This window comes from Opitutus sp. sgz309028, from assembly GCF_059821195.1.
Genome location: NZ_JCAMRR010000008.1, coordinates 67,058 through 92,716, shown reverse-complemented (window position 1 = coordinate 92,716; position 25,659 = coordinate 67,058). Strand labels below are relative to the sequence as shown.

Annotated in this window: 17 protein-coding genes and 1 tRNA gene; 9 read left to right on the top strand and 9 right to left on the bottom strand. The window is 63.6% G+C overall.

Annotation, left to right across the window (positions count from 1 at the left end; translation table 11 throughout):
• Positions 1-48: 48 nt before the first annotated feature.
• A complete protein-coding gene (locus AC6RV7_RS20915; RefSeq protein ID WP_500096153.1) occupies positions 49-1,158 on the bottom strand; it encodes a sialidase family protein in 1,110 nt (369 codons plus the stop codon).
• 314 nt (positions 1,159-1,472) lie between these two features.
• Between AC6RV7_RS20915 and AC6RV7_RS20910 the strand changes: the two genes are divergently transcribed.
• From AC6RV7_RS20910 to AC6RV7_RS20900, 3 genes are all read left to right on the top strand, one after another.
• Entirely contained in the window at positions 1,473-2,222 is a 750-nt protein-coding gene (locus tag AC6RV7_RS20910) for a hypothetical protein (protein ID WP_500096152.1), read from the top strand.
• Positions 2,219-3,484 carry an MFS transporter gene (locus AC6RV7_RS20905; protein ID WP_500096151.1) on the top strand — a complete coding sequence of 422 codons (1,266 nt, stop codon included), beginning with the start codon at positions 2,219-2,221 and terminating at the stop codon, positions 3,482-3,484. The genes AC6RV7_RS20910 and AC6RV7_RS20905 overlap by 4 nt, the downstream gene beginning before the upstream one ends.
• Positions 3,485-3,582: 98 nt before the next feature.
• The gene (locus AC6RV7_RS20900; protein ID WP_500096150.1) at positions 3,583-4,953 is read left to right on the top strand and encodes an acetylxylan esterase; all 1,371 of its coding nucleotides are present in this window, start codon (positions 3,583-3,585) and stop codon (positions 4,951-4,953) included.
• Between the two features lie 188 nt (positions 4,954-5,141).
• On the opposite strand, the gene AC6RV7_RS20895 is transcribed toward AC6RV7_RS20900, so the two are convergent.
• Positions 5,142-5,217 (bottom strand) — tRNA-Ile (locus AC6RV7_RS20895).
• Between the two features lie 66 nt (positions 5,218-5,283).
• Positions 5,284-8,265: a glycoside hydrolase family 2 protein gene (locus AC6RV7_RS20890; RefSeq protein WP_500096149.1), complete on the bottom strand. Its 2,982-nt coding sequence runs from the start codon at positions 8,263-8,265 to the stop codon at positions 5,284-5,286.
• A gap of 364 nt (positions 8,266-8,629) precedes the next feature.
• Here AC6RV7_RS20890 and AC6RV7_RS20885 point away from each other — a divergent pair, with 364 nt between their 5' ends.
• The 5 genes from AC6RV7_RS20885 (at position 8,630) to AC6RV7_RS20865 (ending at position 13,661) form a co-directional block, all read left to right on the top strand.
• A complete protein-coding gene (locus AC6RV7_RS20885) occupies positions 8,630-9,823 on the top strand; it encodes a Fic family protein (protein ID WP_500096148.1) in 1,194 nt (397 codons plus the stop codon).
• 31 nt (positions 9,824-9,854) lie between these two features.
• Entirely contained in the window at positions 9,855-11,213 is a 1,359-nt protein-coding gene (locus tag AC6RV7_RS20880) for an endonuclease NucS domain-containing protein (protein ID WP_500096147.1), read from the top strand.
• 89 nt (positions 11,214-11,302) lie between these two features.
• On the top strand, positions 11,303-11,851 hold the full coding sequence (locus AC6RV7_RS20875; RefSeq protein ID WP_500096146.1) for a YkgJ family cysteine cluster protein: 549 nt from the start codon (positions 11,303-11,305) through the stop codon (positions 11,849-11,851).
• A 390-nt stretch (positions 11,852-12,241) separates the two neighbouring features.
• Positions 12,242-12,952: a hypothetical protein gene (locus tag AC6RV7_RS20870; protein ID WP_500096145.1), complete on the top strand. Its 711-nt coding sequence runs from the start codon at positions 12,242-12,244 to the stop codon at positions 12,950-12,952.
• 223 nt (positions 12,953-13,175) lie between these two features.
• A complete protein-coding gene (locus tag AC6RV7_RS20865) occupies positions 13,176-13,661 on the top strand; it encodes a VOC family protein (RefSeq protein ID WP_500096144.1) in 486 nt (161 codons plus the stop codon).
• 16 nt (positions 13,662-13,677) lie between these two features.
• Here the strand turns inward: AC6RV7_RS20865 and AC6RV7_RS20860 are convergent, their stop codons facing one another.
• Positions 13,678-14,847: a restriction endonuclease gene (locus AC6RV7_RS20860; RefSeq protein ID WP_500096143.1), complete on the bottom strand. Its 1,170-nt coding sequence runs from the start codon at positions 14,845-14,847 to the stop codon at positions 13,678-13,680.
• Positions 14,848-15,014: 167 nt separating this feature from the next.
• Between AC6RV7_RS20860 and AC6RV7_RS20855 the strand changes: the two genes are divergently transcribed.
• A complete protein-coding gene (locus tag AC6RV7_RS20855) occupies positions 15,015-15,938 on the top strand; it encodes a sugar phosphate isomerase/epimerase family protein (RefSeq protein WP_500096142.1) in 924 nt (307 codons plus the stop codon).
• A 239-nt stretch (positions 15,939-16,177) separates the two neighbouring features.
• On the opposite strand, the gene AC6RV7_RS20850 is transcribed toward AC6RV7_RS20855, so the two are convergent.
• The 5 genes from AC6RV7_RS20850 to AC6RV7_RS20830 all read right to left on the bottom strand — a co-directional run bounded on the left by AC6RV7_RS20850 (position 16,178) and on the right by AC6RV7_RS20830 (position 25,654).
• A complete protein-coding gene (locus AC6RV7_RS20850) occupies positions 16,178-18,844 on the bottom strand; it encodes a C10 family peptidase (protein WP_500096141.1) in 2,667 nt (888 codons plus the stop codon).
• Positions 18,845-18,946: 102 nt separating this feature from the next.
• The gene (locus tag AC6RV7_RS20845) at positions 18,947-20,392 is read right to left on the bottom strand and encodes a family 43 glycosylhydrolase (RefSeq protein ID WP_500096140.1); all 1,446 of its coding nucleotides are present in this window, start codon (positions 20,390-20,392) and stop codon (positions 18,947-18,949) included.
• A gap of 55 nt (positions 20,393-20,447) precedes the next feature.
• Positions 20,448-21,506: a LacI family DNA-binding transcriptional regulator gene (locus AC6RV7_RS20840; protein WP_500096139.1), complete on the bottom strand. Its 1,059-nt coding sequence runs from the start codon at positions 21,504-21,506 to the stop codon at positions 20,448-20,450.
• Between the two features lie 58 nt (positions 21,507-21,564).
• Positions 21,565-23,310, bottom strand: a complete 1,746-nt coding sequence (locus AC6RV7_RS20835) for a glycosyl hydrolase family 28-related protein (protein ID WP_500096138.1) — start codon at positions 23,308-23,310, stop codon at positions 21,565-21,567.
• Positions 23,311-23,335: 25 nt separating this feature from the next.
• Positions 23,336-25,654: a glycosyl hydrolase family 65 domain-containing protein gene (locus AC6RV7_RS20830; RefSeq protein WP_500096137.1), complete on the bottom strand. Its 2,319-nt coding sequence runs from the start codon at positions 25,652-25,654 to the stop codon at positions 23,336-23,338.
• Between the last annotated feature and the right edge of the window lie 5 nt (positions 25,655-25,659).

Below are 25,659 nucleotides of genomic sequence, written 5' to 3'. Positions count from 1 at the left end.
GCAATGTAGTTTTTATGGATCCTTCGGTTTCAGGGCTCTATTGAACGCTCAATGAACCCGCAGTTTTGCCAGGTAGATGGCAGCCTTGTCTTCATGACTTGAGTAATATGAGACCCAGACTTGGTCTTTCACTTGCACCATCCCGGGATAACTGCAGTCGCCTCCGCTCGGGAGCCTGACCAACGGCACCAAGTGCCCGTCGTCTCGCAACTGCGCCAATATAGAAGCGGCACCGGCCCACGAGCCTTTCACCTTCATCTGGGAATAGTCACGGGTGCCAACGACCCACTCCCCCGACGTCAGTTGAAGAGCATTCTGCCCACCGAATCGATAGTTGGAGGTCGACCACTGCCATTTCTTATAGGGAGGAGCGCTGGTTCCAACAAACCCGATGGAGTCGTCGGCGCTGTCGCGGCGGACAAGCGCGAGCATCCTCCCGTCACTCATGAATCTCAGGGTCGTCTCGTTTGGCCGCCCGTCGACTTGCAAGCGGGTAATCAGCTTCCACTGGATCCCATCGGTCGAACGATATAGTTTCAGAACCCCGTCGGACTTCTTCGACCAACTTGCCACCTGGCGCTGCGGGAAATTGTTATAAGCCGCTCCATACGCCACCCCGTCGTGCCAGGTCACCCGCCACAGCCATTCATTTGGCCCCACGACCGGCACCGGCTTGGTCCATGCCAAACCGTCATCCGAGAACAGGACGAGGGAGACCCGGCCCTTGAGCGTCTTGCCCTCATAGAACGAACTGCCGCAGTTGATCATGAGACGGTCCTGCGGAGTGACGGAGAACTTTGGATCACGCAGATCCGCACCCGGAGCAACGAGGTAAGCCGCCGACACCCACTCGATGCCGTCATTTGAGTTCAGGACCCGGATCGCTCCATTGCCCCCGACGTGGGCCGCCGATTCACGGAACGTGCACCACCAACTCCCCCGCCAGTGAATCAGGTCCGTGAAGGCGTTGTGAGCCGCCGCGTCCCATATCCGCCGGGTCTCCAACACCTCCAGTCGGACCGCGGGTGCAGGTTCCGCCGCCGAGGGAGCGGCTTTCAGCCCCCCTCCGACAACAACGAAGAAGGCAGCCAAAAACAGGGCATAAGGTCCAGTCTTGTTCCTCATTTGTTCCGACAAATCACGAGATTGTTGTTGCACTTCAAGCTTATTTTTGGAGCTTTTTTCTATTGCAGACAATTGCCTTGTCGCGCCCTTCCGAGCCCCGCCGCCCCACGATTCATATGTTCCTACCTTTACTACGTCGGCCGAGTGCCCGCCTTTTCTCTCATCTCCTCCCTGTCCGAATACTACCCCTGCGGCTCGCCATCGGCCTCTGTGTCCACGCGGCCCCCGCGCTGATCGTGAGCCGGGGCGCGGGTAATGAACAAGCCCCTCTCGATCCGGGCCAACTCCGTGACCGATGCGTCCACATCCTCCAGCGAGAACTACGCGGAGGCGCCTCATGGATCAAAGTGCACGCCGCAGAGGGTCTGCTGGAGCACAACACTCCCGACGGAGTCGTTTCATTATTCAGGGCCGAGCTGACGAAGGCGACGCCTCCTTATCAGATCGGCGTGCTCCGGGTGCTCGCCGTCGCCGAGCCCGCGGAGAAGCCATCCCACGTGTCGCGAATCCGCGCAACGTTCGCCGACCTAGACTCGCCGGCCCGAGTCCACGCCACCGAGACATTGGCGAAGCTTGGGGCCGGAACGCTCCTCGATATACCTATTATAGAAGAGTGGCTTCGCGACGCCAGCGCCCGCGACGCTGCCTATCTCTACTGGCTCCTCTCCACTGCTCCGATTGGCGAGCGCCGCGAGTCCGTGCTCGACCAAATCGCAGGCCTCCTGCGTTCACCCGACGAAACCGCTCGACTGCGGGCCGCCTATGCTCTCGCGCGTGTTAAATCCCTTACGCCCAACTCCCTGGCCGCTCTGGACGACCAACTCGCCCAGGAACCACCCGAATCCGCGGCGTTGCCCTATATTATAGCCGCACGTGCGCAACACACCTCGCCAAGCGCACCGCCCTACCAAAATCTGATCAGCCGCCTGCTTCAATTCGCCAGCAGCGGCACCACGGCGCAGAAATACGAAATCCTTCCGCTTCTTGGCCGACTCCAGGTCAGCGAGGCACTGCCGATCCTGATTCAACAACTCGGAGCCACGGAGTCCGACGCAAGAATCGGAGCCGCGAACGGAATTCTTCACCTCCTCCCATGAATACGCAGTCCGGAAATCCGCTTCCACGAGGCTGGCTCGTCGTGGCTTTATTATGGCAGCTCGCATGTCTAAACTATCTCGACCGCATTCTGATCACGACGATGGGCTCCTCGTTGAAGAGCAGCATCGCGATGTCGGAATCGCAGTTCGGGCTGCTCACCTCCGTATTCCTTTTCAGCTACGGGGCGTTTAGCCCTATCGGCGGATTTCTCGCGGACCGTTTCAGCCGCAGTCATGTGATTATCCTGAGCGCGTTTGTCTGGTCAGCCGTCACGTGGTTAACCGGGCATGTCACGAACTACGAGCAACTGCTTGCTGCCCGGTTCCTCATGGGAATCAGCGAAGCTTGCTATATGCCCGCCGCGCTCGCGCTGATCGCCGACTATCACCGGGGACCGACCCGATCGCTCGCGACCGGCATCCACATGACCGGAACGTTTGTCGGCGGAGGACTCGGGGGCCTCGGAGGCTTTATTGCCGAATCCCATGGTTGGCAGCACGCCTTCATCATCTTTGGCGCCGTGGGCGTCGCCTATTCCGTAGTGCTTATAGCTCTGCTTCGAGATCCTAAAACTCCCGCCGTTTCGAACGAGACATCCGGTCACGAATCGGATGAGAAACCGTCCATCCGCGCTGCCCTTTCATTTCTGGCGCACAGCCGCAGCTTCTGGTGGATGATGCTTTTCTGGGGGCTGTTCGGCGTCGCAGGCTGGGTGATCCTCGGTTGGATGCCGACGTATCTTAAGGAAGCTTTTTCCCTCGGCCAAGGTGCTGCGGGTCTGTCTGCGACAGGTTATTTCCAGATCGCGGCCATGGTGGGAGTAATTTTTGGCGGCAAGCTGGCAGATCGATGGAGCAGAACGAATCCTTTGGGCCGAGTGTATGTTCCGAGCATCGGACTGGTGATCGCCGCCATCGGGCTCCTGGGCACCAGCCTGTCTCCTGTTTTGTCCGGCGCGATCGTCGGGCTGGCGTTGTGCGGATTCACCCGAGCATTCACGGATGCGAACATGATGCCCATTTTGTGCATAGCAGCCCCGGCACGCTATCGCGCCACCGGTTATGGCATTCTAAACCTGGTAGGCTGTCTCGCGGGAGGTGGGATGGTATATGTAGGCGGAATATTGAGAGATCAACAGACGCCGCTCAATTTGGTGTTTACAGCTTCCGCCGCAGCCTTGGCGGGTTGCGCGGCGATTCTAGTACTCGTGGCAAAGTCGATGATCAAAAGCGGCGTCAGCAACGACCAATCAACCCGATAGATCAGCGCACCTGGTGTGGGTGCCTGCGCAGAAGGAGACCACGGATTATGATACATCGGACGAAAGCTTCGCGTGTCCGGCCCGATCGCGCCTTTCAAATGACTCTTATGAAGAAACATGGGTTAGCCCTCATCGCAGGAATCGCCATTATCGCGGGTGCGGCGTTTGCCGCTCCGCCGGCCTCGCCGCTGCAGCCTATACCAACATTCGCGCAGGCGCGGCTCGGGCCCGTGCAGGTCGTCGTTGCCCCCGATCGTCCCGACTGGACTTATCAAACCGGCCAGTCTGCGAAATTCACCATCCGCGTTCTAGCCGACAACAACCCGCTCGCCGGTGCCACCGTCTCCTACAAGATCGGGCCCGAACAGATGCCAGCGGTCATCGAGGAGGCTGGCATCGCCGTCCCTGTGGATGGACTTGTCATAGATGCGGGCACGTTGCAGGAGCCCGGTTTCATCCGTTGCATCGCCACCACCACGATCAACGGCAAAACTTATCGCGGCATCGCCACCGCCGGCTTTTCCCCCGAAAAAATCCACCCCACACAGGTCCGGCCCGACGACTTCGACGCGTTCTGGAACGCAGGCAAAGCTGAACTCGCAGCCGTGCCAATCGATCCCACCCGCACGCTGCTCCCTGAATACTGCACGAGCGCGGTGGACGTTTACCACGTCAGCTTCCGCGTCACCTCAGACGACAGCCGTATCTACGGCATCCTCTGCGAGCCCAAGGCTCCTGGCAAATACCCCGCCGTGCTGCGTGTGCCGGGTGCCGGCGTACGCCCCTATGTGCCCGTCAACACCGACCTCGCTGCGCAGGGCGTCATCACTCTCAACATCGGCATCCACGGCATCCCCGTAAACCTGCCGGCTCAAGCCTACGCCGCGTTGCGCACCGGCGCGCTCAAGAACTACCCGCACTACAATCTCGACAACAAAGACACGTATTATTTCCGCCGCGTTTTTCTCGGCTGCATCCGCGCGAATGACTACCTTGTTTCGCTCCCCAACTGGGACGGCAAGAACCTGCTCGTCACCGGCGGAAGCCAGGGCGGTCAACTCTCGTTCGCCACCGCTGGCCTTGACCCCCGCGTAACTGCACTCGCCCTCGTTCATCCAGCCGGCTGCGACGTAACCGGCTACCTCCACGGCCGCGCTGGCGGCTGGCCACACCTGTTCCGCCCCGACCCGAAAACCGCCGTGAATTTCCATGCGCAGAACCCGGCGAAAGTCGCAACCACGGCCTACTACGACTCCGTCAACTTCGCCCGCCTCATCAAAGTTCCCGGCCTTTATTCATGGGGCTACAACGACGAAGTCACCCCGCCCACCTCGATGTTCGCCGCCTACAATGTTATCACCGCCCCTAAGGCGCTGAATCTCGTTCTTGTCGGAGGGCACACCAACATTCCGGAGGAGTGGGCCGCCATCGACGAATGGCTTTTGCAGCAGGCCGGAGTGAAAAAGTAATATCCTTCGGAAAAGCTCCGGGATGAGGGGCGAACTGCGAATCGTCTCCATCCGGCCGCGCCTTGGCTGCAATCAACCGATTGCGAACCCGGAGGCATAAGTTGCCCGCCCGTTGATCAGAAGCATGAGGTGTCCAAAGTGGCCAGCTCATGCTTCCATCGTAACAGCAAAAACTCCACGCTTCGCGGTGGTGGGCCCACTGGGATTCGAACCCAGAACCAAAGGATTATGAGTCCTCTGCTCTGACCGTTGAGCTATAGGCCCGTGTTTGTCATCGCAGTTTTGTCACGGGCCCGGAGCCGTCGAGTCATTTGCACGCCGGCTTTCGCCCTAGGGCACGCGGTAAAATTCCGCCTCCACGACGCTCAGCGCCTGCGCCGCCACGCGGTCCGATCCCGTCCCGGCATTGCCCGGCTCGTTGAGCTCGCTCAGCGCAAACGCATCGCGCGCTTCGCTCACGCCCAACAACTCCACGCGCACCGTTCGCCCGCGTGCCACCCCCAACGGCAGCGTGACATAGCCAAGACTCCGCGGCGCCACGCCGCGAAAGGCCTCGCGCCCGTCCACCAGGATCCGGATCGGATACGCCCGCTCCCGCCAGCCGGCGAACTTGAAACTCGCCTCCGTCAATGCCGCCGGCTCCGCGAGGCGATACTCGATCCACGCGCGCGCAACGTCGTCGCCGCTCGTCCACGCACTCATTTCGTTGTCGTCGAAACTCCGGGCGGCTTCTTCCGCATTCGAACCCGCCCTCGCACTCGCGATCGGCATCGTCACCCGCGTCACCGTAAACGACGGCGTCGCCGGCGTTGGCCCGCGCAACAGCGAGCCCTGCAGCGCCGCGTCCGCAAACTCGCGCGAGAGTCCGTCCGTCACCGCGACGGCGTGCGACGCGAACGCGATCTTCGCCGTCGCGAGTCCCGGCGAACGCGCCTCCAGCTGGATCGCGCCCGCGGTCGTCGTCGAGCGCACGAGCACGCGGTTCATGCCGCCTTCCACCGGCAGCGTTCGCGCAAGAATGAAGTTGTCCGGCCCCTGCGCGATCCCGCCACGCCACTCCGCCGGGCCAGCAAGCGAAAACTCGATCGTATTCAGCGCGGTAGGACAACGTCGTCCGTCAGCGTCGACCACCTCCACCTCGACCAGCGCCAGATCCGCCCCGTCGGCGCGCAGGCCGGCGGGTCCCGTCCGCACGCTCAACCTGATCGCCGCCGGCGCGCCGGCGGTCACGCGTTCGTCCGTGCCGATTCTTCCGCCGCGGGCGTCGTAGCCGACGGCCGTCAATGTGCCGGGCTCCCATGCGACCTGGTCGAACGTGAACAAGAACCGGGCGCGCTGCTTCCCGCGTCCGAGCGAGCGGCCGTTGAGGAACAACTCCACCGCCCCCGCACTGGACACGACGTGCACGTCCTTCGTGACGCCCGGCGCGTAATTCCAATGCCCGATCAGGTGCGCGCGCGGACGCTCCACGTCGACCCAGCCGTCCCACATCACCTGGTGCGCGAAGAAGCCGTCCTTCGGGATGCGCATCGCGTCGACCTCGCCGCTGCGCCGGTAGTTCTCGGCGCCGCGGTAGTGGGTGTTCGTGTCGGAAAACACGATGTTGAGCCCGCCGGCGCTCACGCGCCGGCCGGTGCCCGGACGCTCGCGCCAGTAATCGAACCAGCGCACGACGTTCTCGATCGCATGCGAATCCTGGTTGCGGTTATAGACGCGCGCCGGCTGGCCGCGGTAGGGCGGTCCGTCTCCATCCTTATGATACGGCGGGGAAAACTCGTCCCAATATTTCCGCAACCCCTCGTCGCGCGAATACTCCGTCGCCCAGAACGGCTGGCGCGCGCTCTTGTTGATATACAGCATCTCGCCACCGTATTCGGCGACGCGGCTGTCGAGCATTTCGCGGGCGCCGGCGGCGCGGCCGCCGTGCGGATCGAACCGATCGCGCAGCGCCTTCATCTCCGCCATATGTTCCTCGCTGATGCCCTTGTTGCCCGATTCGTAGACGAGCACGCTCGGGCTGTTGCGGTTGTAGATGATCGCGTCGCGCATGACCTCGACGCGCTGCGCCCAGGTGCGCCCCTGCGCGTCGCGCTCGGCGTCGCCGGCCGGCAGCATCTGCATCAGCCCCACGCGATCGCACGATTCGACGTCCTGCCGCCACGGCGCGATGTGCATCCAGCGCACCGTGTTGCCGCCGCTTTCGACCATGAGTCCGTTCGAGAAATCGCTGAGCCAGGGCGGCACGGAGAGGCCGACCGCGGGCCACTCGTTCGACGTCCGCTGCGCGTAACCTTTGATCTGGATGACGCGGTCGTTGAGCGTCACCACGCCGTCACCGAATTCCGTTTTACGGAAACCCGTGCGCGTGGCCACCGCATCGAACGTCTGCCCGTCCGCCTCCAGCGTCGTCGTCACCGTGTAGAGATAGCCGTAACCCCAGCTCCAGAAATTCAGGCCCTCAACGCGTGCCGCCGCGCGGGCAGTGACGACGCTGCGGCCCTCGACCGTGTAATGTCCGCCGTCGAAGGAGGCGACGACCCGGCCGTCGCGATCCTCGACCGCGACCCGGTAAAGGAACGTGCGCGGCTCGGTCGTCTCGTTGCGGATCTCCGATTCCGCGTGAATCGTGGCGCGGCGTTGGGGAATGTCGTAGTCCTTGGCGTAAACATACACGCCGGTGGATCCAAGATGTGAATACAGCGGCAGCGTTTGATAAACGTGGTCGGTAAGGTGCAGCCGCACGTTCTTCGTCAGCCCGCCGTAGTTCGCGTTGAAGTTGCGATCGGCCCACTGGAAGCCGCGACCGGAGAGCTTTTCGCGATAGTCCCAGGCGTTGTCGGTGCGCACCGCGATCACGTTGGCCTCGCCCGCGGGTCGCAACGCGTCGGTGACGTCGGAGCCGAACGCGGTGACGCCGTTTTCGTGCGCGCCGAGATAGCGGCCGTTGATCCAGATTTCGGCGGCCTGACGGGCGCCTTCGAATTCGAGGAACACCTTCCGCCCCGCGGCCTCGGGCGGAAGCTGAAACGTCTTTCGATACCACGCGATGCCGGTCGAGTGCTCGCGGATGTCTTTCGCAAACGCGTCATCCTCGTTCCACGCGCGCGGAAGCGTGATCGGTTGCCACGCGGAATCGTCGAATTCCGGGGCGGCTGCGCCAGCGGGATCGCCGACGAAAAGTTTCCAGCCGGGATTGAAATCGTAGAGGCCGCGATCGAACCCCGCCGGACCGCCGGCGCCGCGCGCGGCCCCGAACGCGAGCGCGAAAAGCCAGAACACCAACGGGGAAAAGGGGAGGAATGAGCGACGCATAAGGAAAAGAGGTTTCGGCTGCTTCGAACGAAACGGGTTGCGAAGCACGCCACCACCGAGCGCTCCCGCAAGCGCTCCGATCGTCAATCAACGCGGGATTCGGATCGAACGATTGTGGCCGCGGCGCGGGGAGCCGTCGCCCTGCCCAAGCCGATGCCTTTTCCCACCTCTGCGGGTCCCGTGACGATATCATTCCCGCTTCATCGAAAACGCCGGTTTTGGCGCGGAAACAAATCCGGAAATGAATTGAGCAACGAAGCTCAATTAAGGGACACGTAGGATTCCTCATGTTACTTACAAATGATGAGTAATGACTGGAGCATTTACGCCTTGGCTCGGAAACGAAATGGATTTCAATCATGTCATGATCGTCCGCTACGAGCTCCCGCGAGACTGGATTGGTTATGACCGGCAGGCGGTGTTCGATGAGTTGATGGGAGCGAAAGCGGCAATGCTCGCCCTGACGCAGATGCCATATCAGCGCAGCTGGGCAGATGAATTGCAGAAAGTGCAGTTGAAGCGGGAAGTGGCAGGCACCTCGCGGATCGAAGGCGCGGAGTTCACCGAGAAGGAACTCGAAGCCGCAATGAGAGAAACGCCGGCGCAACTGGAGACGCGCTCGCAAAAACAGGCGGCGGCGGCGGTGCTGACCTACCGGTGGATTGCGCAGCTTCCGACCGACCGGCCGGTGGACGTCGCGCTGATTTGCGAAGTTCATCGCCGTTTGGTGCAGGGATGCGATGACGATCACTGTGCCCCGGGGCTGTTGCGAGCGCGGGATCAGAACGTTACCTTCGGTGCGCCGCGCCATCGGGGCTGCGAAGGCGGCGACGAATGTCGCAACGCGATAAACGGCCTGGTGGAAGCGGCACGCACGGTGTATCGCGGCCATGACGCACTCATCCAGGCGCTCGCCCTTCACTATCATTTTGCCGCGATGCATCCCTTCCTCGACGGCAATGGCCGTACGGCGCGGGCGCTTGAGGCCATCATGCTCCAGCGCATCGGGCTGCGCGACACGCTGTTCATCGCGATGTCGAACTACTACTACGAGCACAAGACCGCCTACCTCACCGCGCTCAATGAAACACGCGCCGCGAACCACGACCTCGCTCCGTTTCTCAAGTTCGGGCTGAAAGGGATCGAGAGCCAGTGCCGCCGCCTCTTCGAAGAGATCCGGCTGCAGGTCACGAAAGCTCTTTTCCGAAACACGATGACCGATCTGTTCGGGCGCTTGCAGTCTCCACGCAAGCGAGCGTTGTCCGGCAGGCACGTGCAATTGCTCACCCTTTTACTCGAAGAGGAAGAGACGACGCTCGCTGCGGTCACAGAGAAAACCCGGCACTTCTACGATGTTGCCAACCCCTACAAGGCATTGATCCGGGACCTCAATTATCTGATTGGACTGCAAGCTGTGACGGCACAACGCCTGCCCGACAATCAGGGCTTCCTCGTTCGCATCAATCTCGACTGGCCGACGAAGATCACGGAAACGGAATTTTTTCGCCGGATGAAGGATCTGCCAAAAGGCAAGGTTTACGGTTTCCTGTCGACATGACTCGCGCGAAAAGAGCCACGCTTCTACAAATATGAAGCGATCTGAAGCTGCAGCACCAGGGCCACCCGCCGCGACCACACCGCTCGAAGAGTCGACCGTTTCCTTTTACTGGTCGGACCAGGGCTCGGGATCCCAGCCGGACCTTTTGCCCCTGCGACTTTTCGAGAAGGAAGGATTTTTCCCGAAGCAGATCCACTACGTGGGTTCCAAGTCGGGAAACCGGCTCGAGGCAAAATGCGACGTGCGGGTGAAAGGATGCATTGCCGAACTGGATTATCAGCCGTATCCGGATTTCAACGTCGCTAACGGCATGCTGCTCGGCGTGACCCGTCTGACTTTTACCAACGACTCCCGGACGACGATCCTGACGGCAGAATGGAAGTCCCGCGGGAAATCGACTTTCGCACCGCCCGAACCGAGCTCGCCGCCCAAGCTCCCGCTGGAGCGCAGGAACGGATCCGCGAGAAATTACTACCGCGTGATGCTCGGAAAAAAGAGCGCCCATGCCGCCGAATGCTTCGCGGGCGGATTCATTGGCGCAGATTTCGAAATCGACGAGGATCTCTCGGGTAAACTAGGCGACGACTGGCGCCACTTCAACCAGCGCTACATCCCCATTTATCTCGCTTGTCATCCAGAGAAAACCAGGATTGGAGCCGGACTTGCCTGCGGGTTTCTTTGGGTGATCTCAAAAGGTATTCAGCAGGGAGATTTAGTGCTCTGTCCCGACGGAAGCGGCCGCTATCGTGTCGGAGAAGTCACCGACGACTACTATTATACGCCAGGCGATATCCTGCCCCATCGGCGCCCGGTGCGATGGACAAACTCATATGTAGATCGAGATGAGATGAGCGAGAGCTTGCGGAACTCGGCCGGCTCGATCGGCACGGTCAGCAATCTCGGTCGTGCCGGTCACTGGGAGGAACTGGAAAAACTCGTCGGAATGACGCAGGGGCCAACCGCTGCGTTGATCGGCAGTACCATCGAAGATCCGACCGTCTTCGCTTTGGAAAAGCATCTGGAGGACTTTTTGGTACAAAACTGGAAACAGACGGAGCTCGGCAAACGGTACGACCTTTTCCAGGACGAGAATGGAAATGGGCAGCAGTATCCGACCGACACCGGACCGATCGACATTCTGGCCATCAGTAAGGACAAGCAGGAGTTGCTCGTCGTCGAATTGAAGAAAGGCAGAGCCAGCGACTCCGTTGTCGGCCAGATCCAGCGCTACATGGGCTATATCGTCGAGGAACTCGCCGAGAACCACCAGTCCGTCCGCGGCGCGATCATCGCTCTCGAAGATGACCAGCGCATCCGGCGCGCGCTCCGCGTGGCGACGAACATCGAGTTTTATCGCTACGAGGTGAGTTTCAGGCTGTTCAAAGCCTGACACGATTTGAAGCGACGCGCGCCGGCCGAGGTCGGGCGCCTGCTCTTCGCCCGGCGCCTTGCGCCGGCAGAGCGGCCCCGGATAGTGGGATGGTGGATTTAAGCGAACAACTCTGCACCGCTTGCGGGATGTGCTGCGACGGCACGCTCTTCGATCTCGTCAAACTCGAGGTCGGCGACGACGCGCCGAAGCTGAAATCCCTCGGCCTGCCAGTGAAGGTTTCGCGCGGAAAAATGCCCATCGCCCGCTTTCCCCAGCCATGCGCCGCCCTTTGCGCGGATCGCACCTGCCGCGTCTATGCCGACCGCCCGTGGCAATGCCGCGTGTTCGAATGCGGCGTGCTCAAAAAAGCGAACGCCGGCGTCATCACGCCCGAAGCTGCGCTGCGGCTGATCAAACAGGCGCGGCGTCGCGCGGACACCGCGCGCCGGCTGCTCCGCGAACTCGGCGACACCGACGAACACCGCGCGCTGGGCGAGCGTTTTCACCGCACGTCCGAACGCCTCGAAGCCGGCAGCGCCGACGCCGACGCAAACGCCAAATACGCCGACCTGAGCCTCGCCGTGCACCACCTCAAGCGGCAGGCGTTCGACCATTTTTATACACAAACGGAAACACCGCCACCGAGCGCGGTCTGACGACGCAAACCCCTCGCTCTCTTGAAGCCCAACGCAGCGCCGTCCCGCCGCAGGTTTCAAGTCTCAGGTCCCCGCTTTCCCACCTCAGCTGTCCGGTTTCAGAAGATCGACGTCACCCGAACCGGCGCCGCCCGCCGCGGCAGTTTGAATTCGCGCGCCGCACCGCCCGCTCGCCTCAACCCGGCGAGGCACCGAATCTCGCCCGCGCCCGCGCGAACTTTTTCTTCGCCGCGATTCAGGTTGCTCGCCCGGCGCGCCTCGCCGGAATCGTCGCATGGGCGCGAAATACCTGCCGAACGTCAAAGACCAGAAAGCCACTCGCCGCTTCCAACAGAAGCAGCACAGCCAGTCGAAATTCATCAAGCCCGCCCAACCGAAGAAGAAGGCGAAATGACCAGCGCGCCGCCGCCCGGCCATCCGCGCGTTCGCCACGTCGAGTCCTTCCACGCGCTCGCCACCACGCCCTTCGCCGACGGCGTCAACGCCCTCTGCTGGCCGCGCACTCTTCCCGGCGACTTCGGCTCTGTCGTCGCTCATCTCGGCCGGGACGATTCCGACGCCATCGTCACCGTCGACGACGCGCGCCTGCGCTCGCTGCCGCTCGATTCCGCCGGGCGCACCGCCGTCGAAACCCTCCTCGCCGACCTCCAACGCCTCCGCGACATCGATCGCGATCCCGTCCTCAACTGCATCCACGGCTACCCGCGCGACGAAGACCCGGGCCCGATCCCGACGGATGTCTTCTCCTTCCACGCCGACAGCGCGCCGATCCCCGCCGACACCTGGCTCTGCACCTACCACGGCGCCCCCAGCGAGGGCCTGCGCAATGAAGACGCGCTTCGCCGCATCGACGTTCCGAATACGCGCGCCCAACTCCTCGCGGTCTACGGCGGCCCTGACGACGACAGCTTCCGCGAATTCCTGCGCGAGCATTGCTACGATCTGCACTATGCCCCTGCTCCCCACGCGCAGCCGTTCTCCTTCGGACTCTTCCACCTCTGGCGTATCGCCGTCGATCATCCCGGCAGCCCGGTCCCGCCCTGCGTTCATCGCGCGCCCGCCACCGTCCCCGGCCAGCCCCGCCTCCTGCTGATCAGCTAGCCGCGCGATCAAACCCGCGCCGCGTGCCTGGTGAGAGCGCGCGGTCCATCCCCAAGCTACGGCTCCGGCTCTAGGCTCTAGGCTCCGGACCCCAAGCTTTCCGCCATCGCTGTCCATTTCCCCACCTCTCGTTCGTCGTCATTTCACGGAGACGCCGCGCAAGCGCGGCTCATACTCAAACCACACTCCATCGCCCCCCGTCCTTCCTTTCCCTCACTCCCCCATGAAAACATCCATCCCGAAAAACACGATCTGCCTCTGGTTCAACCAAGACGCCGAAGAAGCCGCGCGCTTTTATGCCGCAATGTTTCCCGACAGCGCCGTGACGGCGGTGCACAAAGCCCCAAGCGATTACCCGTCCGGCAAGGCCGGCGACGTCCTCACGGTCGAGTTCACAGTGCTCGGCCTGCCGTGTCTCGGTCTCAACGGCGGCCCGGCTTTCCCCCAGACCGAGGCGTTCTCGTTTCAGATCGCGACGGACGATCAGGAGGAAACCGATCGTTATTGGAACGCGATCGTCGGCAACGGCGGTCAGGAAAGCGCCTGCGGCTGGTGCAAGGATCGCTGGGGCGTCAACTGGCAGATCACGCCGCGCGCCCTCACCGAGGCGATGGCCGCCGGCGGCGCCGAGGCGAAGCGCGCCTTCGAGGCGATGATGGAAATGGGCAAGATCGACGTCGCCAAAATCGAAGCCGCCCGTCGCGGCTGAGGTGCTGCGGCGATTTTCACGCCGTTCGTAGTTTCATCGTGCGGTGACAGCGCGGATAACGCGGACACCCCCAAAAAGCTCCCGTGTCGGGATTTTTCAGCACCATCTTCACATCGCAGTTCACACAGGTCGGCGTCGTGTAATCACCGCGCGTGACGTGCTGGAGAACCTGCCGTTGAGCGGCCGGAGAAAGCATCTCGAACCGCCGGATGAACTCCGTCCCGTCAATCAGCGTGAGCGGTTTGCCGACCGCAAATGCGCGCGCGTCTTCGCTAAAGTCACTCGTGGTGACAAACACGCCTTCGGCGACTCGATCGGCCGTCATCACTCCAAACAGTTCGCGAATCAGGTTCACGCCGGCGTCGCGTCCAAACCAGGACTTGCATTGCACATATCCAAACGGCTGGGCTTCGCCGGAACGGAACAACTTCACATCCACGCCGCCGTCGGCGCCCGTGCACGTGCATTCCGCCTTCACCCCGCTCGCGTTATAATAACCGCAGACCAACTCCTCGAAACGTTTCCACTCCAACTCGCGCAGCAGCGCGGGCGTGAGACGATCCACCACGCGCGCGGGGCCACTCGCCGTTTCCGTCGCGCGTCGCACCGCGGCGCTAAAATCGTCGGCCGGCCGCGCGCTGGCGGTGGACCGTTCCGGCTGCGGAAAAGCCCAAGTAGTCGCCCCCCTTCTGCCCGACGTTCGTTTCACCAGCACACCGACAACCACGACGAGAATCGCCGGCACGAGCGCCAGCAATGCGAGATAGAATCCTAAACCGCGCGTCCCTGGCGGTGGCATTTGCCGGACGAGAGGGCGATCGGGTCGAGGCGGCGTGGAACTCGCCTTGGTCGATGCGGGAGGTGTCGTCGCCTGCGGCGTGGGACGCGCCTGAGCCCCCGGCCGAGAAAGCGGATTCGTCGACTTGGTTCCCGAACGCACGCCGGGCGGACGGCGTTTCTCCGGCGGGACCAACCAAGTGAACGTAGAGACCACCCCGTTCGTGAGAGTCACGCGAAGATGTGGGTAGATCAGCACGTGCGTGTCATCGTTCTCCATCCGACTCGGCGGCCGACCGAACGCCCGGAACACCTGCTCACGCGTCATGCCCAGCTCGATACCGTCCTCCGCCTTCAACAGTGGCAGGAGCGCGAGGGTGAGGAGAATCCAAGCAGGCTGCAGTCGCATTCAAATCCATCGTGATGTGCCTCCGTTGGCGCTCAAAGATTTTCCTGCCAATTAGCGGCGTTTCACTGGAATTTGCATTTTGCGGCGCGACGCACCGCAAGTGTGTAGGGGCGATCCGAAACCTGCCTCTTTCCTTGTCCTCCCGCGCGGCGGTGATTGCGTGAGGCATGCCCCAAAAACCGCCCGCCCCTGACGGGTTGACCCGTCGCCGCTTCCTCACTCTCGCCAGCGTCGTGCCCGCCCTCGGACTCGCCCATTCGCTCACGCGCGCCGCGACCGGTGCCGCCACCGCCGCACCTCTCTCCGCGCGCCGGATTCCGATCGGGCTCGAGCTCTACTCCGTGCGCACCGAGCTCGCGCGCGACTTGCCACAGACGCTGAAGGACGTCGCCGCGATCGGCTACGACGCCGTGGAATTCTACTCGCCCTATTTCCAATGGACGCCCGCGTTCGCGAAAGACGTCCGCCGCCAGCTCGACGATCTCGGGCTGCGCTGCCTCTCCACGCACAACTCCTTCGACGCGTTCGCCGTCGGTGCGGGCATCGGCAAAGCAATCGAGTTGAACACGATTCTCGGCGCGCGTCAGGTCGTGCTCGCCTCCGCGCCGAAATCCGCGCGCGGCGTCGACGGCTGGAAAGCGCTCGCCGCGCAACTCACGACCGCCAGCGAACAGCTGCACGCGCACGGCCTCGTCGCCGGTTACCACAATCACCAGACCGAATGGACGGCGCTGGAGAACGGACAGCGCATCATGGACCTGCTTGCCGACAACACGCCGCGGCAATTCGCGCTGCAGCTCGACGTCGGCACGTGCCTGGAAGCGGGCGCCGATCCGGTCGCGTGGATCCGTGCGCACCCCGGGCGCATCCGGAGCATTCATTTGAAAGACTGGGCACCGGGTACGGAGGCCGAGGAGAAAAGCTATCGCGTGCTCTTCAACGAAGGCGTCGCGCCGTGGGCGAAGATCGTCGAAGCTGCCGAGTCCGTCGGCGGCGTGGAGGTTTACCTGTTGGAACAGGAAGGCAGCCGCTTCTCGGAAATGGAAACCGCGCGCCGCTGCCTCGCGAACTGGAACCAATTCCGCGCCTGAAGTCGCCGCGAGCCGCGCGAGTTCAAGGTTCGCCGTTTGAAGTTTAGGATTGAGGCCGACGGAGACGGCGTCGCGTCCGTCGCGGATCTTCGTGTTCTTCGCGGTTTATATATCCGGCCTCTTCCGTGCGTCCCGTGGGCAGTTTTCTCAGCTACGGTTTTCGTGTGTTTCGTGTTTTCCGTGGTTCGGAATTCCGTACCTTCCGTGCATTCCGTGGGCCCATCCCTCGGGCCGCCGCGTCATCGCGCGGGCGCGACGCTCTGCGCTGCTGATCCGGCCGGCGCTTCGACGAGGCTCGCGGTCACGTCCGTGCCCTGGTCCCGCAGGAGGGCGCGGTTGGGCTTTGCCAGGATGGGGCGACCGTGCGAATCGGAGCCATCGCGAAACGCCACGTGCGTCAGGCCGCTCACCTGCACCGCGAATCCGTTGTCCTGATACAAGTCGCCACCCGTGATCCGCACGTCCGTCGCGCCTCCGACCCAGATCATCGGCTTCGCAGTGTCGAAGGCGGTCACGTTGCCGAGAAACAACGGGCCGGTAATGACGACGCCCGGCGCGTAGACGCCCGTGACGCCGCGCGACGCGAAGAAGTTGGCATTGGCCGCGCGCAAACCGCCGAACTTTCCGTCGCGGCTCGAGATCGCGATGAACGCGAGGTCGGCGATACCGTCGTAGGCAACGTCGGGTTTGAACAATTCCTGCCGCGCCGCATTGGTCCGGCCGACGCTGAACACCGAAAGATGCGTATCCTGCGTAGCGTCCGTGACCACAATGCTCGCGTGACCTTTCATATAGCGCACGTCCTGCGCGTAATACAACGGCAGCGCCGGACCGGAGGATTCGTCGAGTGTCAGCGTGAGCGTCCCGGGGCCGCTGAACTCCACCTGCACGATATCGTTGTCCAGATCGATGTACGACATCCGTGTGATCTGACCGGCATCGGCCGTGATGCTCGCGGCCGTGCCCTCCAGCAGAATCTGGTCGTAGGTGTAGCCCGTGCTGGCGACGAACACATTCTTCAACACCTCGTCGCCGCGGCCGACGATCTTCTCCGTCGAAGACAAACCGACGATGGCGAGGCCCGACTCGATCGTCTCCGATCCACGAGCCAGCGTGAGCGCATACACGCCGGCGTACACCGGCTGCAAGTCGAACAATGTCAGCGAAAGATCGGGCGTATTCGCCAGCGGGACACCGTTGCGCTGCCATGCGATCGGCTGTGCGCCGTCGGCGGCGACCGAAAGCTGGATCGACGTGCCCGCGCGCGACCCTTGCGGATTCGCCACGGCGACCGCCACGGCGTTCGCCCGGAAATCCACGATGCGATTCGGCGTCGTTTCGGTTTCCACCGCCGAATCTCCGGTCGTCACCGTCGCTTGATTCGTCGGAAAGAGATAACCGTCGCCGCGCGCGGTCACGATGTAGGTGGTTTTCGCAGCGAGCCCCTTGATCGCATAAATTCCACGATCGTTGCTGACGGCGGAGCGCACCGGATCGGTGTTCACGGTGACGGTCGCTCCGCCGACGGGGCGGCCTTCGCCATCCGTGATGCGGCCAGTGATCATCTCGCCCGCGATCAGCGGATCGATATTGTACTTCAGCTCCGTGATGATCGTGAAAAACTCCGGACTGCCGTCGCCCATCACGACATCGACTGGCGGGAAGTTATACCAGGCGTCGCTGTGTCCGCTCCAGCCGAGGTTCATATGATGATAGCGGGTGCCGGCGTTGTAGCCGTAGCCATCGATCACGATCGAATGACCGATGCCGCCAGCCGTAAAGATATCGACGTTCGCGGGCAGGCCGGCATCGAGGCTGGTCCGCAGCGCTTGCATGAGTTCCGAAAGCCCCGGGCGCGGATAACAGGTTTTCGCCTCCGCATATTGAAAGACCTGCTTGATCTCGTCGGTCGTCGTCGAGCTATAGGTGCCCATGTAGGTATAGTGCGCACCGGTGCCGACGCCCGCGTCGTACATCAACGCGCCGAGCGCGACGATTTGCTCCGGCGTCGTAGTCGCATCCGGCTCGAGCGGCATGTTGTCCCAGTCGTAGGGCCCGCCGGCGCCGTCGCTTCCCATCATCGTCGCGCGATACCACCAGCCATCGATGCCGATTTGATATTCGCCGCCGCGGATCTTATCCGGCCAGCGGTGGAACCGCATGATCTGCGCCCAGGCGACCGGTGCGCAACCGGCCGGATAATTGTACGGAGTGCCCGGAGAATAGGGCGGCGTGAAAAAGTTATAGATATAAAGTTCCTTCGGCCGAGTATTTGGTGTCGCCGGGGACAGGAGCGCGCTCACCTGATCCCAGCGGCTCTTCACCATCGGAGCGACGCACACATCGCTCACATCCGCGACGCCGCGCGCCTGCACGTCCTTCGCTCTGTCACCACCCGCTCCGAGCAATTCATTCCAGCGCGCGCGCACGGCGGAGGGCTTCGGTCCAGCCGATCGCGTCGCCAGCTGGCCCCCGCGTCGGACCGCCGCGAGGCGCACGCGCGTATCCTGTTTCAGGATATCGAAGAGCGGCGTTCCCGGTTCGGCGGCAAAACTCGAGCGGCCGGAAAACGCGAGCACCGGCTCCAGTTCGTCGTCCGCCGCCACGACCACGAAACCGGCGGGGGCGAGCTCGAGCACATGAAACAGCGTCGCCCCGGATTCATCCGCACAGGTCATCAGGTCGCCCGCGTGGCCGGTCGACGCCTCCATCGGCGCGGGATTGCGCAGCAGCCAGCCGACCGCGGCACGGCGCGCGGTGTCACGCGAAACCGGCGCGGCCGACAAACCGGAGACGAGCGTCGCCGCGACCAGCAGGCGCCGGAGCCAAACGGCGGCGCGGCACGGACGACCGGTCGCGTTCGGTCGTGCTGCGGCGAGGGGGTTCAGGAGCGCACCGGAGACCATGACGCAAGAGCTTGGCGCGGCCTGCGGCGGGGACAAGGCTGCAGGAGGCCTGCTGCCGATGCGACGAGCGCTGCGAGGTTTACCCGCACCGCAGTCGCAGTATCACGGCTGAACGACCCACTCGAACAGTGCCGGCCGCGCCGCATCGTCTGTGCGGTGGGCGAACGCGAGCCGGAGATAGCGCGCGCGCACGGCTCGTTCGAGCACGACGGGCGAGCCGCTCGCCGGCGACTCGGTGTAATCGGCGAGCGGCGTCCACCCGCGACCGTCGAGCGAGCTTTCGACAACGAAGGCGTAAGGCTTCCACGCGTATTCGAAACGCAACTCCTGCCGCGCCACCGCGCGGGGTTCGCCGAGATCGAGCTGCAGCCAGGGACGCGCGTCCGCCTCGGCCGCAGCCCAGAGCGTCGCGTAGTTGTCATCCAGGCACGCGGCGGGCGACGTCACCGCCGAACGCACGCTCGACGCTGTCGCCACGGCGGACGCGGCGAGGTTCTCGCGCCCAGCAAGCCGCCCGCGCACGAAGGCCGGACCCTTGTGCGTGGGCGTCACGTTGTCGATGCGTCCATCGGCGGTGAATCGCAGTTCGTCGACGCAGACCTGACGGCCCACGAACGCCGGATCGAACGGAATGCTGTGGCGGTGATAGAGAATATAGCTGCGCTCCTCGTGACGGAATACGGCGTGATGTCCGGGGCTGATCACGCGGGCCGTGGCGTCGGTCGCGAGAATCGGATTGTTGGATACATCGTGAAACGGCCCGAACGGCGTGTCGCCGACGGCCGCTGCGACGGCGTAGGTGTCCTCGATGGTTTTGCCGATCGAGCTCGTCAGGTAATACCGCCCGCCGGACTTCACCATGAACGGCGCCTCGAAATAACTCTCCGGGGTGACGTCGCGCACCTCACCGTCGAAGGTTACCATGTCGGGCTGCAGTTTCACCGCCCAGCAGCGGCCGTTGGTCCAGTTCCAGCCCGAGCCCCAATAGAGATACGCGGCGCCGTCGTCGTCGATGAACGCCTCGGCATCGATCATGTGATAACCCGGCCGGAAATCGCCCGGGATCAGCGGGCGGTCGCCGAGAGCGTTGCGCCAGGGGCCGAGCGGATGCTCGGCGACTCCGGCCCATACTTCGCTGCCGACGGACACATACATGTAGAATTTTCCGTTGCGCGCGTGGATGACGGACGGCGCCCAGACTTTCGCGTCCTTCGAGGTCGGGCTGGTGCACGCCGCCTTCGTCGGCCAGTTCAGCACGCGGTAGGTCCAGTTCTTGAAATCGTCGGACTCCCAACACCCCAGCGTCTCGCCGCCCCAGGGGTCGAGCGTGGCGTAGAGATAGAAGCGGCCTTCGTGGGTGACGATCGAAGGATCCGCGAAATAGCCGGGCAGGATCGGATTGCCGACGTGCGGGGCCGACCAGGCTTCGTCGGCGAGAGCGGTTGCGGACGACGCCGTCATGAAGGCGAGACCCAGCACGCCGCAGCAACCGAGCGCCCGGCGCAGCGCGCGCCGTGACGACGTAAATCGGGGGAAACCGTTGAACATGCCGACGTGATAGCGAAGACACGCCCGGGCAGACAACCGCAACCCACAAACCCGCTCACCGCGCCGGCCGCACGGTATCGCCTTCGCGCCAGTGGCAGTGGACGAGCAGGCTGCGACGCACGCGAGGGATGCCGCGCTCGCCGGCGCGGATTTTCGAAATCACCAGATCGACGGCCGCCTTGCCGATCTCATCGGAGTTTTGATCGATGCCGGCCCACGACGCCGTCGCATTCGTCACGTCCAGGGAAACGAGACCGATGTCGCGCGGACAACGCAGCCCCGCCGCAGACAGCCACTCGGGCATCGCATTGGGCTCGTTGCGAAAGGTCGAGAGGGTCAGCACGCAGTCGACGCGATGCCGCCGCACCCAGTCGAGGAAAGGCGCCGCGCCGATCTTCGGCGGAAGAAACGGCGGGATGGCGGCGAGGCCTCCGCTCTCCGCGGGCAGCGCCGCATAGCCGTTCACCCAACCGTGGTTCGTGATCGCGTTTTGATAGCTTTCGATCGCGAGTCCGATCCGCCGGTAACCGCGCGCCGCGAGCGTCCGGCCGGCCAGCAACACCGCCTGGGTGTGATCGCTCACCACGCAATCCAGCTCCGGATTCTGCACCATGTGTCCCACCGGCACCGTCGCGAAATGCTCCCACGGCAGCACGAGCTCGAACGGCTCCTTGGGAAAGGCCGCCAACAAAACTCCCTGGATGCCGCGCGCGCGCAGGATATCGCCCAATCGTCGCGCCGTCATCCCTTGCGAACTCAACACAAACTCGCTGACCGCAAATCCGAACAACGCCGCCTGCTCGCGCGCCGCCGACCAGTGCCGGCAGAGGGTCGGCGTGGCACGCCACTCCTTCACGTCGTCGCAGGGCGTGATATACGCGAGCGTGCCGAGGTAAGGATTGAGCGCGCCGCGGCGAGTCGAGCGCATCACCTCGCCCAGAAGCGGATTGTGGCGATAACCGAGCGCCTGTGCCACGGACAATACCCGCTCCTGCGTCGCCCGCGAAATCCGATCCGCTCCCGTGAGACTCCGCGACACCGTCGAGACCGACACGCCCGCTTTCGCCGCGACGTCGTGCAGGGTAACTTTCCCGGAGAGGGTAACGGAAAGCATAACCGGTTTGTGCGGTCGCGGGTTTGCGCGGTCAAGCCCCGGACCGCCGCTCCGCCCCCTACTCCGCACGGCTCAGGATGCGAAATTCCGCCGAGTCATTCTGCACCGGCGCGACGTCGGAACGGACGAGTGTCAGTTCGCCGTCGGCGTCCTGTCGGATCCACAAACCGCGCCCCGAACCGGTGCCGAGCCCGACGTTCGTCACGACTACCTCCTCCAGCGTGCTGTCCGACAGCGTCCCTTCTCCTTTCGCACTACCAGGCGCGACCACGCTGATCGCATCCGACAGGCTGTCGCGGATCTCCACACTGCCGATCCGCAGGCCCGCGATGCTGCGGCGGTCGAGACAAAGTTGCAGCGCGCTGCGCCACGCCCACGCGTGATCGTAACCGCCGCAACGAAGAAGCTGCACCTTGTTCACGACGGTGTGCCCGCTGAAGTTGTTGTCCACTTTCCGCTCCGGATCCGAGGTCGGAAATGTCGTGCTGATGAGGATACCGCAACCGGTGCCGATGTCGGTGAACAGGCAATCCTCGATGCGGTTGTTCGCGCCGCCGTAGAGCGAACCGCCGTTGGCGAGAAACGTGAGCTGGCCGGTCGAGCGGCGGATGACGTTGTGCCCCGGCTTGTCCGCGCGCTCGTCGAAGCCCTGATCCGCCGGCGCGGGCCAGATCGCGTAACAATCGTCGCCCGTGCCGCGCGCGGTGCAGTTTTCCACCACCGAGTGGCTCGTGCCGACGCAGAAGTTGACGCCGTCGGCGATCAGGTTGCGGAACCGGCAGCCTTCGATGACGAGGTTCGTGCCATTGTAAATCCACGCGCCCGCCTTCGTGTGTTCGACCCAGAGGCGGCGGATGGAAGCGTTCTCGCAGCCGGCGCCGACGACGCCGTCGTTCGGCTCCTGGTCGTTGCGGTAGTTGAGCTGGCCGAAGATCGCGAGGTCCGCCACGTGCACGTCGGTCCCGGCCAACTTGATCCGCACGCGCCGCTCTGCCTGCGCATACAGCGCCGCATCGCCGACGAGCGTCGTGTGCCACATGCCCGCGCCCTGGATCGTCACGCCCGAGGGCACCACGATGTCGCCGGTGATCTTGTAATCGCCGGCCGGCAGCCAGACGACGCCGCCGCGCTCCGCGGCCTTCGCGACGCCCGCGCGCAGCGCCGCCGTGTCGTCCGCCGCGCCATCGCCCTTCGCTCCGAAATCGCGCACGGACAACGAACCGTCGGGTGGAGCGACCGGCGCCGGGACGAGTTCAAGATCGACCAGGTCGACGATGCAGTCGACGCCGTCGTCCGCGGTTTTCTGCAGGCGCACGACGTCGCCCGGCGTGATCCGCAGACCTTTCAGCCGCAGTTCGTCGTAAAAGTTCCGCGGCTTCCCTTCCTGTGGATCATTGGAAAATGGATACGCACCATAGAGCCAGGCGTTGCGCGAGGTGAGCGCGAGCTCGCGGACGGGTTGACCGTTGATCAAAAGCGTGAGCGCGGAATTTCTGCCGCCGCCCCCCGGCGCGTCGGGCAGGCTGTAGCGCAACACGAGTGAATCGAACTTCGCCGGCGACGTGAGCTCCACGAACTCGCCGGCGCGCACGAGCTTCACGTAACTCTGGCCCGATGATTCCAACTCGACCGTGTGCGGCCCGTAAGCAGGTCCGATCACGGTGCCCGATCCGCGCATCGCCTCGGCTTCAAACGTCGTCCACGGGATGTCCGCACCGATCTTCGCGTGCGCCGCGAGCGCACTGACAAGCCCGAAGGCCATGCCCGTCCACCTGCTCAGCCATTCGCCAGTTCTTGGGGCCATAAATGATCCTTGGTTTTCCGATACCTCAGCAGCGTCTTCCTACCGCACGTGCATAGTCGACCGTCACCCGTTTTCCCGGTGCGCAGGTCACGGATTCGCCGCCGATGGAGAACCGGTGCTCGCGGCCGTTGGTGGGCGCCGGCTCAACGGTCACGGTTTCACGCGTGAGGGAGATCCGGAAACGATCGCCGCGGTAATCCAGTCCGAACGACAGGCTTCGCCAGCCGCGCGGCAGCCGCGGAGCGATCGTGACGCGCTCCGCGTCCGCGAGCAATCCGCCGAAACCGAACACGGCCGTCATCCACGCGCCGCCGTTCGCGGCCGGGTGGGAACCGCCGATGAAGATGGTGCCGACGTAGAGCTTGTAGTTCGCCTGCAGGTCGATCGTCGCCGTCTTCAGGAAGTATTTGTAGGCGAAATCGACGTCGCCGAATTCGGTCGCGACCATGGCATACGCGCAGGCGCTGAGGCTTGAGCCGTGCTCGGTGCGCGGCTCGTAGTAGCGCCAGTTCGCCTCTTTCACTTCGACCGGATAACGCGCGCGAAACAGGTTCAGCATCATCACGACGTCCGCCTGCTTGATGAGCTTCGTCGGCACCGCGAGTCCCTGGCCAGCGCCGAGGTATTCGTTGGGATGCACCATCTTCGCGCGCAGTTCCTCGACGGAGGCGTCGCGGAGCTTCAAATAACCTTCGAACTGCTCGATGACGCGCGTCTGCGGATCCGGCTCGGGCACGAACAGCCGCGCGGCGGCGTCGGCGAAGCAGGGAAGTTCGTCCGCGATGGCGAGCCGGTCGAGCAGCGCCTGCAGCTCGGGGGGGTGCGTGCGCCGGAGGTGATCGACCACGGCGCCGGCGATGAGGAAGGTCTCGCGCACGACGGCGTTGGTGAAGGCGTTGTTGTTGACGCGCTCGTGATATTCGTCGGGCCCGATCACATCGAGGATCTCGTAGCGACCGCGGTCCTTCTTGAAATGCGCGTAGGAATAATAAAACCGCGCGCATTCGAGAATCGCCTCCGCCCCGCCCTGCCGCAGGAGCGAGTCGTCGCCGGTGATCAGAAAATACTGCCAGAGCGCGATCGCGACGTCGCCGCTGATATGAACCTGCTTGTCGCGGAAATGCGTGCGCAACTCGCGGCCGGTGATCGGGTCGCCAATATTGAAATACGTGCACGCGTCGTCGCCGGTGTCCTGGCTCTCCCAAGCGTAGAATGCGCCGCGATAACCAGGCCCCTCGGTGCGGGCCTTACGTCGCGCGCCGTCGAGTGTGCGAATCCGGTAGCGCAAGAGTTCGACTGCCTTTTCCGGATACGTGTGCAGGAAGAACGGAAACATGAACATCTCCGTGTCCCAGAAAACTGCGCCCTTGTAGACCTGTCCCGAAAGCGCGCGCGCGGGGATGGAATTTGCGCTGCCCTGCACCGGCGCGACCATCAGCAACTGCAGGATGCTGTAACGGAGGGCTTGCTGCGCGACGTCGTCGCCTTCGATCACGACATCGCACCGCTCCCATTTTGCCGCCCATTCCGCATCATGTTGGGCGCGACAGGTCTCGTAGCCGAGGGCACGCGCGTGCTGCACGGCCTCGATCGCCGCCTTCAGCAACGGCACGCCGCCAAGCGGATCGTTATCGGTGAAGACAGCGAAGTATTTGTGGAAAACATACGTCCGCCCCGGCTCGGCGCGGAAACGCAGCACCCGGAGATTGCGCCGGCCGTCGAGCTCATGCGCCTCGCCGCCGACCGGCGCGTCGAGCACTTCGGCGACGAGGACGCGTTTCGACGATTCGTGAGTGAATCCCTCGATCAGCAGGACGGCATCTTTCCGATCGGCGTTCAGCCGCGGCAGATGCGGACCGTTAAGGTCCCAGATGTTGCCGTCGATGCCGGTGCGGATCTCGACGTCCGCGGCGCCATCCACGCGCACGCCGAAACGAATCACGCCAAGGTGCGGCGTGGCGGCACTGAGAAATCGCTCCGACGTGAACGTGAGTCTTTTTCCACCGGAAGAGAAAACGGTTTCGCGGGCGAAGAGCGCGTTGCGGAAATGCAAGGTCTGCCGGTGCGCGACGACAGAGCGATCGAGGGCTGACAGCGTCACGCCGTCGAGCAACACCTGGGTGTAGCCACCGTTGGGAGCGTTAACCGGTTCGCGCCACGCGTCGCCGACCTGGTCGAAGAGGCCGGCGAGCGTGATGCCGACGGCCTCCGCCGGACCGAACTCGTCCAGCGTGCCGCGATATCCCATGTAGCCGTTGGCAATTTGATATACATTGCCCCGGAGCATGATGCTTTCCCTGCTGCCGGCGCATTCGTTGGTGCTGATTTCCCAAAGCTCTTTCATTAAAA